We start from the raw sequence: 17,509 nt of genomic DNA, 5'->3' as shown, positions 1-17,509 counted from the left end.
ATTCAGTATTATATTATCATTTAGTTTATGATGGCAGTGGAGGACAAGGTCTTGTTTGGTGGTTTTTTCTGCTTGTTTTATCAGGATGTCATATGCTGGTGCTTTTGATTTACTTTGTAATAACAACTATTATCAAAGACAATCGTTTACGAAAAAATAAGGATTTGAAATAAGGAGCGATCTCTGAAAAAATATTTATCTTTAAATTAAAACATAAGGATTAAAAGATAACTGTAAAACCTTGAATAAATCATTTAAATTTCTATAAACAAACCTTTCGTTATCCGGAAGGTTTTATTTTTTCTGTATTAAAACTTAGTCTCTGTATATTTTCTTTTGATAAGCAACATGATGAGAGCCAGAATTAAGCCTATAATGCTTGACCATACTATATTTTCAATGCCATAATGAGCAATCCAGAATCCTCCGAAAAGCGTACCTGCTGTTACAGCGAAATTCCCGCAAGAAGTAAAAATACTGTTGATGAACTCCGAAGAATCTGAAGAAGAGGTCACGTTGATATTGCTGATCAGAAACCCTCCGGAATGAACCAGTCCCCAGCATCCAACAATCCAGATCATAGGTGCAAAATGGTTTCCGTAATACCAGATCAACAGATGGATGCCGGATAATAACATCAAAAATAAGAGGGTCGTCTGAAACGGAAATCTGCTCATATATTTTCCCGCAATTTTATTCCCGATAATTCCTACCGTTCCAAATAAGAAAAGCATCAGGCTGACCTGTTTTCCATTCATCTGCGTTATATTCTTTAAAAAATCAGCCATATAACCATATGTGGAATACATGGCAGCAATAGTGAAGAATGCAAGAAAAAGCCCGATCCACAAGTGTTTATTGTAAAAAATGTGACCGGGAAAACCTTTTGAGGTTTCGGTTTTATTCTGAATAGCTGGTAAATAGATCCAAACACCTGCTAAAGCCACTGCATTGATAAAAGCGGTAAGCAAAAAAGAAGACTGCCAGGAAAACAGATCAGACATAAAAGCAGCCAGAGGCACTCCCAACACAGTGGCCAGAGTAAGTCCCGAAAAAATAATGCTTACCGCCCTTGACTTTTCTTTAGGATCTGATGTTTCTCCTGCAGCAGACAAAGCTATCGACCAATAAACCGGATGGAAAAATGCAGGAATCATTCTGACAGCAAGCAGCAGATAAAAATGGGTGATATATGCAGAAAGAACATTTGCTGTCACAAAAATAAGCAACGAAAAAATGAGCAGACTTTTTCTTTTGAAAGAGGATAGTGCCAACAGCATAAAAGGACCGAAAACAGCAACGATCAACGCAAAAGCACTCAGCAGCCATCCCGCTTTTTCAATGGAAACCCGGAACGCTGAAGCGAGTTCAGGCAATACGCCAATAACTCCAAATTCTGTGGTTGTAATTCCGAAAACACCAAGCGCCAGTACATAAAGATTTCTGTTCATTTTCATTATTTTTTTGCAAATTTGCACAATAGACTATCAGAAAATTATATACTTACCCTTTAGTTCTATACTTACCTTTTTGAAAGTGTACATAAAAAAACGACTATTATGCCTCAATTTTTCCACGATAAGAGACTTTATTATACCCCAATTGAATTTGCATTAAGTCATATTGGAGGAACCTGGAAAATGCCTGTTCTATGGAGATTACAGGAAAAACCTCTTCGTTTCAGTGAGCTTAAAAAGGATATTCCTCATATCACAGACAAAATGCTGACCAGCCAGCTGCGTGAACTGGAAGCTAAAGACATGATTCATCGTGAGGTATTTCCCGTAGTACCGCCGAAAGTAGAGTACAGCCTTACAGAGAAGGGGAAAAAAGCCATTCCGGTTATCGAAACCATTATGCAGTTTGGTTACGACCTGATCAAAGATGAAGGGATTGTTTTTCCGCCTAAAGAATAAAAAAGTTATATCGTCTTTTTTCATACCTTCACCTAAAATCTATTCTATAGTATGAAGCTGAAATTAGGGATCTTGGACCAGTCACCTGTAACAATGGGCAGCAATGCAGCCTCAGCATTGGAAAATAGTGTCAATCTTGCCCTACTGGCTGAAGAAACAGGATTTCATAGTATCATGTATTCTGAGCATCATGGAGTAGAAGCTTATGGAAGTTCCAGTCCTGAACTTTTAGCAGCAATTATACTCAGTAAAACCAGCCGTATCAAAATAGGAACCGCCGGAATTATGATGCGAAACTATTCCGCCTATAAAATTGCAGAATGGTCCAAAATGCTATCCACTCTATATCCAGAACGTTTTATTCTCGGATTGGGAAAGGCTCCCGGAGGATTGAAAGATGCTGTTATGGCGCTCAATAATCATAAAGCGGTAGTTTTATCAAATATGGAAACGAAGCTAGAAGAAATCATTCAACTGATCAGGGATGAAGAAGGAATTTATGACGGACTGATTGCGCAGCCTACCCATGTACGGCATATTCCTGAAATCATGTGGCTGGGATCAGGAATGACTTCCGCAAAAGAAGCTGCTAAACATGGGACAGGGTATTCCTTCGCTGCTTTTATGAACAGTGAGAACGGAATGGAAAATACGGAAGCTTATCTCAGAGAATTTGACGCTACCCAATATTTTTCCCAGCCTTCTTTACAGGTGGCCGTTGCCGTATCGGTAGCTGATACTATTGAAGAAGCCAGACGGAATGCTTATGGAATGGCCTACCAGTTTTTACAATCCCGTCAATTAGTCAGCCCTAATGCGGTTCTATCTCCTGAAGCTGTAGAGCAAAAGGTTTTGGGAACTAAAGATGAAGATGAATTTTTTACCTTTTTAGAGAGAATTATCATAGAAACACCACAGTCTGTAAAGCAGAGATTAGAACAGGTTTCAGAAAAGTACAATACGGATAATCTTTTGATATTGTGTAATATGCACCGGGAGGAAGATCGTATTTATACCTATAAAAGTATCATTAAAAATAATAACTAAGCCTGCAGGAAAACAAAAATTTCTGTTTTACATGGGCTGTATTAAAAAAATAATTCAAACTCATGAAGCGGGATATTTCAAAATTATATATTATTACAGGCGGTCCGGGAGCCGGAAAAACAACGCTGTTGGATGAATTAAACCAATATGGATTGACAGCAGTTCCTGAAGAAGGCAGGAGAATTATTAAAGAACAGATAGAGTCGGGAGGAGAAGGACTTCCCTGGCTGAACAAAGAACTTTTTGCTAAACTGATGTTTGAAGAGTCGGTAAAAACCTACCGGAAACTCAATCAATCGATCCATTTGAAACCTGTTTTCTTTGACCGTGGAATATGGGATACGCTGGGGTATATGAGGCTTGAAAATATTCCTGTTCCGGAAGTAATGATAACAAAAGCCCGGGAAATGGTTTATAATAACAATGTTTTTATTCTTCCCCCATGGAAAGAAATTTATGAAAATGACCCGGAAAGAAAACAAAGCATTGAAAAAGCCATCCTTACTTTTGAATGCATGAAAGAAATTTATCAGGAATATGGTTTCAATATCATTGAAGTACCAAAAGTTACTGTAGAAATGAGGGCTGCGTTTATCCTTGACAGAGCTTTGATATAAAACTGAAACAGGCCAAGTTGAGGACTATCCTTTATCAACAATCAATTATCATTTATTATAGTATGGACAATTTCCCATTTGAAAAAGAACTGATCGAACTGGCCGACAAAGATCTGACTGTAAGAGAAGAACTGCTCGCAGCAGGAAAGCTTTCCGGAGGTTACCATCCTGAAATGGAAAAGGTTCATAAAGCGAATGCCCAAAGGCTTAGGGAAATTATAGCTGAAATCGGATTTCCAACCCTCTCAAAAGTCGGTGAAAAAGGAAGCAATGCTGCATGGCTGATTATCCAGCACGCTATTGGAGAGCCAGAGTTTATGAAAAAATGCTGTACCATGATGGAAGAAAACAGCAGTGATATTAATCCGATCCATAAAGCTTATTTACACGACCGGATTCAGTTCTTTCAAAGCAAGCCTCAAAAATATGGAACACAGCTTACCGCTGATGGAAAGATCTATCCCGTAGAAAACAAAGAAAATTTAAACAAAGAACGGGAAAAAGTAAACCTTCCTGCGTTCTCTGAGGCAGAAATCAACAAAATTCCGGAACCTGAAGACATTCCGGAAATAGATGATAAAAATGTTGAATATACGGTTTGGAGGAAAAAAGTAGGCTGGATTTAATTGATCTTTAAAATTTCACGAACCTCAATATTCCCACCTATTTTAAAGATAGGATTTCCTTTAGCCATTTCTACGGCCTCATCAATGGATTCTGCCCGTACAATAATATACCCGCTGATGAATTCCTTGATTTCGGTATAAGGACCATCCGTTACAATATGATCCGGTCTTACCGTTTTTGCAGCTCCCGGTGCGGGCAAGAGAGTATTTCCCTTATCTACAAGTTTGTTTTGTGCAGCAATGCTTCCCAGCCAGTTCAGGCGCTCCTGGATCTGTTCCGGGGAAGGCTTAAAATCAGAAACGTCTTTCAGTCTGAAAATTAACGCAAATTCTTTCATAATCGGATTCTTTATTTAAATAACGATTAAGACATGAGAATAGGGACAGAGTTTTAATTTTATTTTTAATCTCCCTTTAGTTTTTGCTCAAATGTAATATAATCAGATGCAGTATTTCCCGGATTTTCAACATTTTTTATTGATCCAATAAAGGTCTGGGGTCAAACAGTACTTTTAAGGTATGAATCTTTCCATCTTTAATCTGGTACCATCCGGAAGCTTCTGTCGATTTTTCTCCCATATCAATAATATACCAGAAACATACATCTTCACCAGATGTAAAAGATTTCAGAATTTCATACTTAAACTTCATCTGCTTCATATCTTTGATGTAAACAGATGCACCTTCTCTTTTTCCTAATACGCCTATAAATTTAAAATCAGGAGCAAGACAGCTTTCCGCTCTGTCAAAACTTTCCTCATTTAAATATTGAATAAACTGTTCCGCCACATTTTGGGTTGTATTGTCCATAATATTGTTTTTATTGTTGAGTACAAAATTAGCAGTTCGCTGAGTGTTTCACTTGTGACTATAATCACAAAATGACTCCATTTTACACTATTTTAAAACAGGTATCCTTCCTTTTGCATACGCAATCTGGTCTTTTTCCTTTTCCTGATCCGGATGGTTTTTAAGGTACATCTGATAGTAGGTGGCCGCATTCTTAGGCTGTTTCAGATTCAGATCATACAAAAGGCCTAAGCGGTAATAAATAATATTACTGTTCCCAAAAGTTAATCCTCTTTTATAAGCTGTCACCGCATCATTGTACTGGTTTTTAGCTTCATAAATGCCTGCCAATGCGGCATAATATAGTGTGGTGTGATCTGAAATGGCCTCATCAATAGTCTTTTGGGCATAGATCGCAGCGTTATTATAATCTTTCAGTTCACGATAGCTTAAAGCCATGAAATATAATGTCCCTTCATTTTGTACTCCCATATCTTCCAGCATTTTATATATACTGACGCATTTCTGATAATCTTTTACATAAAAATAAGCCTGCCCCATATCATTTATTACATTCACATCAGCATGATTTTTCAGAAGTTTTTCACCAATTTCAATGACTTCCGGATATTTGGCGAGTTGATTGGCAACAGGTAATAACGCCTGTTGCAAAGTGAAATTTTCAGGGTCAGAAGCAATAGCTGATTTCAAAACATCATAGGCAGGCTGATATTGTTTCAGGCCACTGTAGGTCAGAGAAAGATCATAGGCTACATCGGGATCTGTAATGTTAAGAGAGTTGGCTTTTTTGAGGTAGCTCAGTTTGGTTTCAGGAGTATCTGCATAAGTGGCAAGCTGTTTATAAGCATTGAAATTAACACTATCCAGTTGAACAATCTGTTGAAGATAGGTTTTGGCATTAGCAGCATTCCCTCGCCTGGAATTGATACTGGCCAGACTAAATAAAGTGGGAAGATTATTGGGTTGGATGGTGTTGATTTTCAGATAATTTTTTTCTGCTTCCGGTAGCTTTCCGGCCATCATATTACAGTAGGCTATTTGCGAAAGAGCTTTTATGTCCTCTGTATCTCCGGGATATATGCTTTGGAGATATTTTGCAGCATCGGCATAACGCTGTGTTTCATAATATTCAAGAAGCTTTTCAGTGTCAATTTTTGCAGACTGAGCAGTGAGACTGTTAAAGCCCAATAGAATGATGCACAAGCAAATTCCTTTTCTCATCATGGTTATTTTTAACTAAAATATTGGATATTTAGTAAGCTGCCAAATTTTACTATCACTTATTGGGGATTTTTTTAATTTTTATGAATAATTTATAATAAAACCAAAAACTTCTGTCATTAGATTCCTTATATTCATCCTGCAAAAACAGATCAGACAAAACAATAAATATGGAAATAAAAACAGTACAATCATTCATTGATTATTATGAGAAAATAAGGGAAAGAACCAACCGTATTATTGCAGTAGTTCCGCCTGAACATATAGATTTCACCTATAAACCAGGAAAGTTTACCATTGGCGATCAGATAAGACATATTGCCACTATAGAAAGGTATATGTATGGAGAAACCATTATGGGAAAGAAAAGTGCTTATCCGGGATGTGGAAAAGAACTGGCTGACGGCTATGAAAATACCGTGAAATTTTTCAATGAAATGCACAGACAAACGCTGGAAATTATCAATAGCCTTTCCGATGAAGATCTTACCCGTAAATGCCTGACTCCGGCCAACAGTGAAATCTCTGTCTGGAAATGGCTCCGCGCAATGATAGAACACGAGATTCACCACAGGGCAGAATTATACATTTATCTCAATCTTCTGGATGTAAAAACCCCACAGATCTACGGCTTTTCTGCCGAAGAAGTTCAGGAGCTGAGTGTGAAATTATGAGTTGAAAAGAGGTTTTGAAGAGTTTTAACCGTTTAGGTTAATTTGTATATTAGCCCATTCAAAAAATTATAATGGCCAGACCTTTTATCATTCCTCTTTTACTATTTTTAAACAGTGCCTATGCACAGACTCATTCAGATCTCAAACCTGGAGATACCTTAAAATATTCTCCCCAATCCCATAAACCTTCCTGGATCTCGGTACAGTCCGTAGATGCCAATCTTGGAGTTGCCTTGTTTATGGATGGAAAAAAGGTAAAAGAACAGGATGATTCCAGAGGTATAAAGAGTGTTGAACGCTTCTACTTTACGCCGGAAAAAGGAAAAAAATATGAATTTAAAATCTGGGCCAAATCTTATGTTGAAAAAAGTAAAACGGCCAAAGTTTCCATTACAGAATCCAAAAATGTACCTGTCCTGAATGGTCAGTTCACCTCTGATCAATTAATAGAAGACCTTCACACATTCCGCTCTATAAGGGAAAAAGCAAACTCCGGACTGTATGTGTACAGAACAAGAAAGCAAATTGACAGTATTTACCAACAGGCTGAGGAAGAAGCCAGAAACAGTAAGGATATTTTTGATTTTTATAAAATAATTGCAAAGGTTACCGGATTTGAGGGAAGCTGCCATAACTATACAGATCTTCCCAATCATGCTTCTTACTATCTCACACAGAAACCGGAATATTTACCCATTACACTCAAGAATATTGACGGTCGTCTGCTTCAGGATTCAAAAGACAATGTATTGCCTCTCGGTGCTGAAATTCTTTCCATCAACGGAGTTCCTGCAAAAGAGATGATCAGCCGCTTTTCCCGATATTATTTTTCTGATGGATATTCAGCTCCTTACAAAGAAACAACAGGTTTTGAAAGAGGAATGCTGGATAAATTTTACATCGAATTCGGAACCCATAAAAGCTATGTCATCAGCTACAAATGGAACGGAACTGTAAAAGAAGTTTCACTGCCGGGAATATCGCTGGAAAACTTTAAAAAACTTCAGGATTCAAGATATTCGCTTGCTTTTGACAAAAAACTGCTGTCTGAAAAATACAGCTTAAATAAAGAAGCAGATGGCATCTATCGTTTATCTTTAAGAGGATTTGATTTTGCAACCGGAAAAGACGATCCGGCCTATAAAAAATTCAGCGCTTTTCTTGACCAGATGATGGACACCCTTGAACGTGAAAAAATAGAAAACCTGATCATCGATCTCAGAGGAAATACCGGAGGTACAGGAGCTCTTTATGAAAAAGTATTTTCTTATCTTACACAAAGACCTTTCCGTGACAGCCACTATGCTTACACCAACTTTAATGAAGTGCCTATGGAAGAAAAGCTGGTGATTACTTCCCTTTTTCTGTCGAATGGAGTAACAGATAAAACCGGTTTGAATGCTTACCTGAAATCATTATATCCTAAAGCCGTTCAGGGGAAATATTACTGGGCTGATGATAAAAATCCTTCTATAATGCCTAATGACAGAACTTTTAAAGGACAGCTTTATCTGCTTGCCGACCAACGGGTTGCTTCTGCAGCTTCACACTTGGCCTCGCTGATAAAATCTTATACCAGTGCCATTGTGATCGGAAAAGAAACAGTGGGAGGATACTATGAGCATAACGGCCACCTTCCGCTGGTATATGAACTTCCCAATACCGGGATTCAGGCCGGTTTCTCTATTGTGCATGTCATTCAGGATGCCCAGAATCTTCCCGATCAGAAAAAAGGTCAGGGAATTATTCCTCACATTCAGATACAGCAGACCGATCAGGAATTTCTGGATCAGACTGATGTTTATCTGAAAAAAGTATCTGAAGTTAGAAAACAGTAAAACTATTTCATTTTTAATATAAAAACCAGCCGTAAATTCATTATTTACAGCTGGTTTTTTTGTTGCTGAGTTTCAGAGTTATTTTAGTTTATTTCTATTTTAAGTGATAAATTTATTGTTTTTATTTATTAAAAAATGTTAAATATCCATTTGATTAAGAGTTATTTATTTCTATTTTTTTATCATTTGTTTTGGAGTTATTAATGGAAAGTCGTAGAACTACTACAAAATTTCAGATTACTCACCGAAAATTTTTTGAATAGAGATTAGCGTTTTATCTTTGTAATACCACCAATCCAATTACAAAAGAAATAATAATGATTAAAATTTGCCAGTCATCACAATAAATACAGGAGAAATCCTGAAATTCAACAGGGAGTAAAGTAAATACAATAATTGCTTTACCTTTTTACTCATGATTCTATGCCCTGTTCTGATCCCAATATCCGGATTTTATTCTAAGAATAGAACACGGATAACGAAAATGTATCTGGTCTTTTTGCTCAGGTAGATTTTAGCTTAAAAAATCTGACATCCAATCAATCAAAATATTACAACTATGTTTCAGGACGATCATTCACCCAAAAGGCCTGTTTCCAAAGATAAAATTCCTGCAGTAGATAATCTGAAAGAGAGTCTGAAAGATCAGGCTGTAACTAAAACTACCCAGAAAATACAGGAAAAATCAAGTGGAACTATTAAAAAAGCTACAGAAAAAATGGTTCAGGCTCAGGCTTACACCGGAATGGTTCAAAACGGTTCCCAGATGTTTATGAACCAGGTAAAACAGCCTAATCCACCCACATTGGTAGAAGACAAAGTATGGTCAAAACAGCCTACTTCCGGAATCTATAACGCCAATACAATCCCCGGCAATCAGGTAGCAGGAATCAATCGTGTGATAAAGCTTGAAATTGTTATTGACGGAAAAGTAATCAAACATTTCAAACATTTTCAGCTAAAACAAAGTGCAGTAAAGCATCATGAATTTGATCTGATGCTGGCCCATGATACTCTGGGAAGCTCAGAAAACCATAATCTGGAAGAAGCTCAGAACTTTCTGGGGAAAAGAATTACCGTTATTTTCAGATACAAAGACGTTGAAGACGGTCCTGAAAGAAACTTTGTAGGAGTTATCACTGAAGTAGGGTTCAGTCAGGAAAAAGGAAGTCTGGGAAATATTGTTCTTACAGGTTCAAGTCCGACCGTTCTTTTAGATGCAGCTCCTCACATTCAGAGTTTTGGCGGTGCACAGGAGATCAGTCTGAACAGTATTGCAGATCAGGTAATCAAAGAAGGTCTTGGACAAAATTCCTTTGATTTCAGGGTAGATGCTGCACATGGAAATGTTTCGTACAGCTCACAATATGAAGAAACCCATTACAATTATCTGGCAAGAATAGCAGAAGCATATGGAGAACAGTTTTATTATGATGGTGAAGTCCTGCATTTCGGGAAACTTCCCCCTCAGGAAAAGCCTGTGAAACTTACTTACGGAAGCAGTGTGAGTGATGTAAAGATCAAAATGAAAGCCCAGCACGTGAATCCTTCATTTTATGGATATAACAGCAGTAAAAATGAAAAATTAACGACAGGAAATTCAAAGATCAGCCATACTTCAGATATTGCTAAAAGAGCTTATGAAATATCAGAAAAAACCTTTACAACCCCTTCATTGAGAGTAGCTCCGATAAAAGCAGTGTCTTTTATGGATGTGGAAAACTCTCAGAAAGGAACAGCCGGAAGTAAAGCTTCGGAAGTATTTGTTATTTCAGGCGTTACTACAGTGCCATTCCTTTATCCGGGCTGTATTGCTGATATTGAAATGCGGAAAGCAGAAAGCAGTGAAACGACTTATTTCACCAAACTGATGATTATAGATATGTATCATGAAGTGGATGCAAGAGGATATTATACCGGAACTTTTGAAGCAATCGCTTCTGACACAGGATTTATTCCCCGTCCGGAATTTCATACTCCAAAAGCGGATGCACAATTTGCCAAAGTAATTTCCAATACAGACCCTTTAAATCAGGGAAGAGTTAAAGTTCAGTTTGACTGGCAGAATGGCTCTACCACTACAGAATATATCCGGGTGATGACTCCTGATGGTGGTGGAAGTGAAAAAGTAAGTAAAAACCGAGGCTTTATGGCTATTCCGGAAGAAGGAGATCAGGTAGTGGTCAACTTTGCCCATCAGCATCCTGACCGTCCGTTTGTGATGGGAGGAATGTTTCACGGCGGAGTTGGCGGCGGCGGCGGAACCGGAAATAATATTAAAAGCTTAAGCAGTAAAAGCGGACATACTATGAGTCTTGATGATGCCGGAGGAATTACCGTAAAAGATAAAGACCAGAATTCTGTTTTTCTGGATGGTGCCGGAAATATAACCATAGACAGTAAGATTTCAATTACTCTCAACTGTGGAAGCAGCTCTCTTTATATGGACAAAGACGGAAACATTCAGATTAAAGGAAAAGAAATATTTGTACAGGGAATTAATATCGGAGTCGGAGGAACATCTAGTATCGGCGTTGGAGTAGGTCCTGAAGACGGTGATCCTACTTCCGGAATCGGAATCAAGTCAGATACTCTGGATATCGGAACCAAAACCCTTTCTATGAGAGGAGATACAGAAGCCAATCTCAGCAGTGGAGGAAAAATAAATGTAGGGGGCGGAAGTGAAACAAATATTGTAAGTGGAACTGTAAAACTGAATTAAAAGCAGATGAATCCAGTAGATTTGGAGTTGGTAAAATTAAAAAGGCAATGGCAGAAAGTCGTTTCAAAGAACGAAGAAAAACCTATGCTGATCTGTATAGGAGAAAAACATGAAACCGATCTTTTTGATGGATTTATAAAGTCGAGACTTTCAGAAGATGAAGAAGGAGATGATGTCTTTTTACTCCATTATCAGGAATTTAACGGAATGAAATCTTTCGGACAGACTTTGCTGGATGAATGGACCGAATTCTACGAAATGCTGAAAAAAAGTGAAGAAAATATTCCGAAATGGGAGATCAAAGACCCGGAACAGGCTTTTAAAACTGATGCCTACAAAGCATTTTATCCTTTACTGGAATTAAAGAAAAACTTTCCCAATATTAAGGATTCAAAGATTTACCTCTATATAGCTCCGCTCAGGATCAGTGATACAGAAGAGCTGTCTCTTTGGGTAAAAGAATGGTGCAGGATCTGTGAAATGTCAGAAAATAAAGATCTTAAACTGGTTTGGGCAGAACATCATACCCATAGAACACTATCACAGATTCCTTCAGCGCACAGTTTCAGGGTAGAAGTGGATATTCATCAGTTAATGCAGAATACTGCGGCCCATACTAACCGGAAGAAAAACAGCCCGGATACGGATTTTCAGCAGCAGATTCTTATAGCGAGTAATCATTTAAGTAAAGAAAGATTCAAAGAAGCGGAACATGCCTTAAAAACAGCTGTGAAGCTGGCTAAAGAACAAAAAAATAAACAGGGAGAGATTTCTGCCTATTTTATGCTTACCCAGGCGTATACAGCAGACCGGAAAAAAGACAGGGCAGAAGATACTTACCAAATTATATTTGAAGAAGTAGAACCTGACTCACCTTTGGAAGTTCAGATGTATATGAATTACGGAAGTCATCTGTTAGGAAATTCCAAAAAATCCAAGGCAGAAAAAATATTTGAAAAAGCTGCAGAAACAGCACAAAAGATAGGAGAATTTGCGATGGCTATTGAATGTTACAGAATCATCGGAACATTGAATGATACTGTGCTGACAAAAGACAAAATGATAAGGTATTTTGAAAAATGCCTCGACATAGCAAAATTAATGGATCCTTCAGTACGGGAACAGAGCAGCCTGCGGTTTGTAGCCTCAATGCTGATTCTCAAATACGAAGGCGATCATTCTAAAAAAACAATACTGGACAACGAAATGAAGACTTATTTTGGTGATGACTGGAGGGTGAGCGTAGAAAAACCAAAAGCAGGGTAATCTCAAATTAAAAGAATCATGGCAGATCTGAATAAAAAGACAGTAAAACCCATAAAGGTTGCAAAACCGGATATGAACCCGGACCGCTCCCTGAAGGTGAACGCAGACGTTACTTCAGTGAGCTGGGACAAAACCAAGCAGGGTTGGAAGAACGGTATGAAAAATAACGTTGATTCCCTGAATCCTGTATCTATGGCTAAGTCCTTAGCCGGGGGAGATGGTGCTCAACCCGCGAAAAGCAGTGGCGGAGGAGGTGGAGATAGTGCTGTGACTGCCGAAAAAGCAGCTCCGGAAAGTAAAGTGAAACTGATTAAAGTCAATACTCCGGCAATGCCTTCCACTGCTATTCAACATACAAGTAAGCATTTTGATATTGTACTGGCCATTGATATCCACTGGACGTTGATTCCGCCGCCGCCATCATTTATGCTGATTCCACTGCCATTGCCACATCCTTTTATCGGAATTGTTTTTGATATCATGGATTATATTACCATCACCATTCCGATTCCACAGTTCGCAAGAAATCTGATGCCCTCACTGCCGGAAAGTATTCCGATGGGAGGCTCCATATACGTTCACGGAAGACACAAAGCAACTACCACTACCAGTGTGATGGGAGTTGTAATTCCTTTCAGGCATATCACTTCCCTGATTCCGGTTTATATCATTCCTTTTCCTCAGGAAGCTCCTCACGAAGGAGAAGTGTATTATGGTTCGCAGACCGTTTTGGCACAGGGAAGCAAAATGAGCGGAAACCAGCCGCAACAGGTGCTTACCTGTATGGGATTCCCCTTCGGAATGACTATGCTGCCTGCAATGCCGGACAAACCAAAGAAAAATCCTCTGGCATATTTTGCCTTCTATAATAACTTTTCAAGCATGTATATCCAGATCAATACAGGTGGGCCTGTATTGGTAGGAGGAGCTTTTGTTCCTCATGTTTATACGCCCGGAGAAATGCTGATGCGTCTTGCCGGGATGTTTTTAATGAGAAGTCTGACCAAGAAAATAGGAAAACTGGGAGCAAATGGTTTAAAGAAATTCAATAATAGCGTCCTTAAAAAAGCGCCGTTCAGTAAATTCAAATTTGCCAATGCTTTGTCTAAAAAGTTATGCAAATGGGGATTTGAACCGGTTAATCTTGTCACGGGAGCAATGGTTTTTGAATGGGATGATTTTGAAATTCAGGGAAGTACTTCTTTAAAATGGAGAAATGTATGGCACAGTGACAGGCCTTATGACTTCGGACCTTTAGGAAATGGAGTCTTCAATAATCATGACCTGTTTATTCTTCCTGAACAAGACAATAAGTTTGCTGGCTGGATGCATCCTGACGAGAATATTGCCATGTTGATTTCCGCACCTGAAATTGGTGAAGAGATGACCTATTTCAGAGATCAGAAAATATGGCAGTACAGACCAAGCAGCAGCATTTGGGTGATTCGCAAAGGAACTGATATTTATACCTATAAACGCTTTCATCATGTTACAGAAGGAACAATTTATAAGGTGATTCGTATTGAATATGGAGATGGCACGATCAGAGAATATCAATATGAAGACCGGAATATTGTCCTGAAAAGTATAAAAGATGTAAAAAGTGGATTCAGTATTGAAACGGTTATTCATCCCGAGTATAAAAAAGTAACAGAAGTATATTACTGCTATAAAAAACAAAGAGACCTGCAGGTTCGCTACGATTATGATGAGCATGGAAACCTTACCCATGTCTGGGACATTCACAAAAAAGCAATTGTCTTTGAGTATGATGGAAAAAATCAGGTGGTGAAAAGAACCAACCGAAACGGAATGAGTTATCAGTGGGAATATGATGCAGAAGGAAGAGTAACACATACAAAAGGAGTAGATGGCTATATGGAAGGAAAACTTCAGTATCATGATGAAGAAGGTTTTACAGAAGTTATTTATCCGAAACAAAACAACAAAACAGAAGAATATCATTACGATGAAAATTTTCTGATTTATAAATCGGTAGATGGAGAAGGAGGGGAAACCTGGTATGATTACACAGCACATAACGAACTGAAAATGATAGGATCTCCGGAGGGCAGAGTTGAAGGATATACCTACGATGAAATGGGAAATATCAAGATTTTCCATAGTCCGGATGGGGAAGAATATCATTATCAGTACAATGAATTCGGACAGGTGATTGCCCGTCTCTCACCTTCGGGGACTTCTGAAACATGGAGTTATGATGAAGACGGAAAATTACTGAGCTATACTGATCCTACAGAAGAAAGCGTATATTATGAATATGCTGATGGGGAAAGAATTCCTGAAACCAGTAGAAGAGCAGATATTATCACACATTATGAGTACAATTCTAGAGGACAGGTTATTCATTTGGCCAATAGTGCAGGAGCTGAGCAATATCTGAAATATGATGAATACGGAAGAATGCTGGTTTTCAGCCCAAAACCATTAAACAGAACACTTCTGAACAGAGATAGAATGGGTAGGGTAATAGAAGTAAATGAAGAAGGACAATTGCCTTTAAAACTTCGTTATGATGCTTATGATCTTCCGGTATATGCTACTGACGGCCGTGCAGAATGGCTGCTGAGCTATACCCCCTTGGGAAGCCTGAAACGTAAGGTAAGAAGAAATGCAATTACCAATAAAAAAGAAGAGACCTTGATTTTTGGATATGATGCTTATGAAAACTTAGTAAGTATTACCAATGAAAAAGGAGAAATCTATTCTTTTGAAAGAAATAATAACAATGAAATCATTGGAGAAACAGGTTTTGACGGTCAGAAGAAGTTCTTTATTAGAGATAAAGACGGACTTATTACCCAAAAAAGAACTCCTCAGGGAAACAATACATTCTATGAATATGATTTAGGACGAAGAATAACACAGACCCATTACCCTGACGGCACCTGGGAGGCATATCAATATGATACTTCAGGATTACTGGTTAAAGCTGATAATGAAGACAGCAGCATTAGTTTTCAAAGAAATAAATTAGGTCAGATCACTACTGAGAAACAAGGTGAACATTCTATTCAGTATGAATATGACGATGAGGGAAATCTTATAGGTCTGCAAAGCAGTTTGGGTGCAGAAATAGAATATTCTTACAATGATCTGAGACATCTTAAAACTGTTAGAGCAGCTACTCCGGATCTTCAGTTGCCATGGCAGATGAACCTGGATATCAGCCAAAGCGGGCAGTTGCTTTCCCGCGAAATGACGGGTGGTATAGAAAGCACTTTTGAATTTGACCATATCGGAATGCCGGTAAGTCAGAAAGTGACAGTCAATAAAACAGACACTGCTTTCCATAAAGATTATGACTGGGCAGCAGGAAGCCGTTTGCTTCATGTTCTGGACAGGGTGACAGGTGGACGGACAAGATTTGATTATGATGCCTTTGGAAGCCTTGTCGCAGCAGAAAATTCCAGTGGGGAAGTTCAGTATAAAAACCCTGACGCAACTGGCTGCCTGTACGAAAGTGTAAGAAGGACAGATCGTGTATACGATAAAGGCGGAAAGCTGATGCGTGACAAAAACTGGTTCTATCATTATGATGACGAAGGAAATTTACTGTTAAAAAGTAAACGACCGGTTAATAATGTCTTGCCTGAGCATCGGGAAGAAGAAAACAACGTTCATCCTTATTACAAAACTATAGCTTCAGACTGGCTGAATACTCCTAAATTACCGGACAATATAGATTTACCGGATCTAAATTCCATACCTTCAGAAGAAGTACAAAGCCCGGAATGGAACTCTGGTGATTGGGCTTATTTCTGGCATGCCAACGGTATGCTTGCCAAAGTAAAACGTCCGGATGGAAAAGAGGTGAGTTTTGGATATGATGCGTTGGGAAGAAGAATATCTAAAATTGGAGCAAAGAAAATAACTCGTTATATTTGGGATGGCAATGTTCTTTTACATGAATGGAGTTATGATATTGATGAAGAACCTGTAACCACAGTAGATGATGACGGAAACGTCATTGCAGGAAAAGAACCTGTACAAAATGTGGTTACATGGATATATGAGCGAAATTCATATGTGCCATGTGCCAAAATTATCAACGGAGAAAGCTACAGTATTGTTTCTGATTATTTAGGAAGACCTGTTCAGGCTTTTGATAAAGAAGGTAAAGTAATCTGGAGTACAGAATATGATATTTATGGAAACCTTAAAAATGTAAAAGGTGATAGGTATTTTATTCCGTTCAGACAGCTTGGGCAATATGAGGATATAGAAACAGATGGTCTTTATTATAACCGCTTTAGATATTATGATAACGATAGTGGAATTTATATTTCTAAAGACCCGATAGGTTTAGAAGGAAGAAATCCTAATTTATATGCATTTGTATTTGATAGTAATATTTGGGTTGATGTTTTTGGATTAGACGCATTTTATCAATTATTTAGTAATGGTGTAATGGTATATGAAGGAATAACAGAAAGGCCTGTTCAGGAACGTTTTATGGAGCACGCAAGAGACGGGAAAGTCTTTGACGAAGTCAAGTATGTTGATAATTTAAATGGAAGAATTGCCTCCAGAAATATTGAAGGTTCTGCGTTATTTCATCATAAGAGTCAAGCCTTACTAAATAAAAGAAGACTTGATGGTGGTTTCTATCATTCTTATGATCCTGCTAAGTTGAAACAAGGAAGAAAATTCTATACACTTGCTGAAATAGATGATATTATGAGTAAAGCCGAGACCAAATCTGTAGAAAGTAACGGTAAATTTAAAGTTGAATGTAAATAAAAGAAAAA

Annotated in this window: 13 protein-coding genes; 9 read left to right on the top strand and 4 right to left on the bottom strand. The window is 38.1% G+C overall.

Annotated elements, in window-relative coordinates:
- Positions 1-308 precede the first annotated feature (308 nt).
- Positions 309-1,451: an MFS transporter gene (locus ACLMCG_RS04265; RefSeq protein ID WP_413958914.1), complete on the bottom strand. Its 1,143-nt coding sequence runs from the start codon at positions 1,449-1,451 to the stop codon at positions 309-311.
- Positions 1,452-1,559: 108 nt separating this feature from the next.
- Here ACLMCG_RS04265 and ACLMCG_RS04260 point away from each other — a divergent pair, with 108 nt between their 5' ends.
- The 4 genes from ACLMCG_RS04260 to ACLMCG_RS04245 all read left to right on the top strand — a co-directional run bounded on the left by ACLMCG_RS04260 (position 1,560) and on the right by ACLMCG_RS04245 (position 4,206).
- Complete coding sequence (locus ACLMCG_RS04260; RefSeq protein ID WP_149388811.1) at positions 1,560-1,916, top strand: winged helix-turn-helix transcriptional regulator; 357 nt, start codon at positions 1,560-1,562, stop codon at positions 1,914-1,916.
- Positions 1,917-1,967: 51 nt separating this feature from the next.
- Positions 1,968-2,963, top strand: coding sequence for an MsnO8 family LLM class oxidoreductase (locus ACLMCG_RS04255; RefSeq protein WP_413958913.1), 996 nt, complete (start codon positions 1,968-1,970; stop codon positions 2,961-2,963).
- Between the two features lie 62 nt (positions 2,964-3,025).
- The gene (locus tag ACLMCG_RS04250; protein ID WP_413958912.1) at positions 3,026-3,580 is read left to right on the top strand and encodes an AAA family ATPase; all 555 of its coding nucleotides are present in this window, start codon (positions 3,026-3,028) and stop codon (positions 3,578-3,580) included.
- A 62-nt stretch (positions 3,581-3,642) separates the two neighbouring features.
- Positions 3,643-4,206: a DUF6624 domain-containing protein gene (locus tag ACLMCG_RS04245; RefSeq protein ID WP_413958911.1), complete on the top strand. Its 564-nt coding sequence runs from the start codon at positions 3,643-3,645 to the stop codon at positions 4,204-4,206.
- On the opposite strand, the gene ACLMCG_RS04240 is transcribed toward ACLMCG_RS04245, so the two are convergent.
- From ACLMCG_RS04240 to ACLMCG_RS04230, 3 genes are all read right to left on the bottom strand, one after another.
- Positions 4,203-4,544 carry a YciI family protein gene (locus tag ACLMCG_RS04240; protein ID WP_413958910.1) on the bottom strand — a complete coding sequence of 114 codons (342 nt, stop codon included), beginning with the start codon at positions 4,542-4,544 and terminating at the stop codon, positions 4,203-4,205. The two genes, ACLMCG_RS04245 and ACLMCG_RS04240, sit on opposite strands and share 4 nt — an antisense overlap.
- Before the next feature lie 136 nt (positions 4,545-4,680).
- A complete protein-coding gene (locus ACLMCG_RS04235) occupies positions 4,681-5,016 on the bottom strand; it encodes a nuclear transport factor 2 family protein (RefSeq protein ID WP_413958909.1) in 336 nt (111 codons plus the stop codon).
- Positions 5,017-5,103: 87 nt separating this feature from the next.
- A complete protein-coding gene (locus tag ACLMCG_RS04230) occupies positions 5,104-6,237 on the bottom strand; it encodes a tetratricopeptide repeat protein (protein ID WP_413958908.1) in 1,134 nt (377 codons plus the stop codon).
- Positions 6,238-6,407: 170 nt separating this feature from the next.
- On the opposite strand from ACLMCG_RS04230, the gene ACLMCG_RS04225 reads away from it, so the two are divergent.
- The 5 genes from ACLMCG_RS04225 (at position 6,408) to ACLMCG_RS04205 (ending at position 17,501) form a co-directional block, all read left to right on the top strand.
- Positions 6,408-6,911, top strand: coding sequence for a DinB family protein (locus ACLMCG_RS04225; RefSeq protein ID WP_413958907.1), 504 nt, complete (start codon positions 6,408-6,410; stop codon positions 6,909-6,911).
- A gap of 71 nt (positions 6,912-6,982) precedes the next feature.
- A complete protein-coding gene (locus ACLMCG_RS04220; protein WP_413958906.1) occupies positions 6,983-8,749 on the top strand; it encodes a S41 family peptidase in 1,767 nt (588 codons plus the stop codon).
- Positions 8,750-9,308: 559 nt separating this feature from the next.
- A complete protein-coding gene (locus ACLMCG_RS04215) occupies positions 9,309-11,471 on the top strand; it encodes a type VI secretion system Vgr family protein (RefSeq protein WP_413958905.1) in 2,163 nt (720 codons plus the stop codon).
- 6 nt (positions 11,472-11,477) lie between these two features.
- A complete protein-coding gene (locus ACLMCG_RS04210) occupies positions 11,478-12,737 on the top strand; it encodes a tetratricopeptide repeat protein (RefSeq protein WP_413958904.1) in 1,260 nt (419 codons plus the stop codon).
- Positions 12,738-12,755: 18 nt separating this feature from the next.
- Positions 12,756-17,501 carry an RHS repeat-associated core domain-containing protein gene (locus tag ACLMCG_RS04205; RefSeq protein ID WP_413958903.1) on the top strand — a complete coding sequence of 1,582 codons (4,746 nt, stop codon included), beginning with the start codon at positions 12,756-12,758 and terminating at the stop codon, positions 17,499-17,501.
- Positions 17,502-17,509 lie beyond the last annotated feature (8 nt).

This window comes from Chryseobacterium sp. S90, assembly GCF_047444895.1.
Classification (GTDB): domain Bacteria; phylum Bacteroidota; class Bacteroidia; order Flavobacteriales; family Weeksellaceae; genus Chryseobacterium.
The sequence above is the reverse complement of the archived record's forward strand: the minus strand, read 5'-3'. Positions and strand labels throughout refer to the sequence as shown.

Bases quoted from the DNA above. Each gene is read 5' to 3' on its own strand.
- ACLMCG_RS04265 (WP_413958914.1), bottom strand. From the start codon at position 1,451: ATGAACAGAAATCTTTATGTACTGGCGCTTGGTGTTTTCGGAATTACA.
- ACLMCG_RS04260 (WP_149388811.1), top strand. From the start codon at position 1,560: ATGCCTCAATTTTTCCACGATAAGAGACTTTATTATACCCCAATTGAA.
- ACLMCG_RS04255 (WP_413958913.1), top strand. From the start codon at position 1,968: ATGAAGCTGAAATTAGGGATCTTGGACCAGTCACCTGTAACAATGGGC.
- ACLMCG_RS04250 (WP_413958912.1), top strand. From the start codon at position 3,026: ATGAAGCGGGATATTTCAAAATTATATATTATTACAGGCGGTCCGGGA.
- ACLMCG_RS04245 (WP_413958911.1), top strand. From the start codon at position 3,643: ATGGACAATTTCCCATTTGAAAAAGAACTGATCGAACTGGCCGACAAA.
- ACLMCG_RS04240 (WP_413958910.1), bottom strand. From the start codon at position 4,544: ATGAAAGAATTTGCGTTAATTTTCAGACTGAAAGACGTTTCTGATTTT.
- ACLMCG_RS04235 (WP_413958909.1), bottom strand. From the start codon at position 5,016: ATGGACAATACAACCCAAAATGTGGCGGAACAGTTTATTCAATATTTA.
- ACLMCG_RS04230 (WP_413958908.1), bottom strand. From the start codon at position 6,237: ATGAGAAAAGGAATTTGCTTGTGCATCATTCTATTGGGCTTTAACAGT.
- ACLMCG_RS04225 (WP_413958907.1), top strand. From the start codon at position 6,408: ATGGAAATAAAAACAGTACAATCATTCATTGATTATTATGAGAAAATA.
- ACLMCG_RS04220 (WP_413958906.1), top strand. From the start codon at position 6,983: ATGGCCAGACCTTTTATCATTCCTCTTTTACTATTTTTAAACAGTGCC.
- ACLMCG_RS04215 (WP_413958905.1), top strand. From the start codon at position 9,309: ATGTTTCAGGACGATCATTCACCCAAAAGGCCTGTTTCCAAAGATAAA.
- ACLMCG_RS04210 (WP_413958904.1), top strand. From the start codon at position 11,478: ATGAATCCAGTAGATTTGGAGTTGGTAAAATTAAAAAGGCAATGGCAG.
- ACLMCG_RS04205 (WP_413958903.1), top strand. From the start codon at position 12,756: ATGGCAGATCTGAATAAAAAGACAGTAAAACCCATAAAGGTTGCAAAA.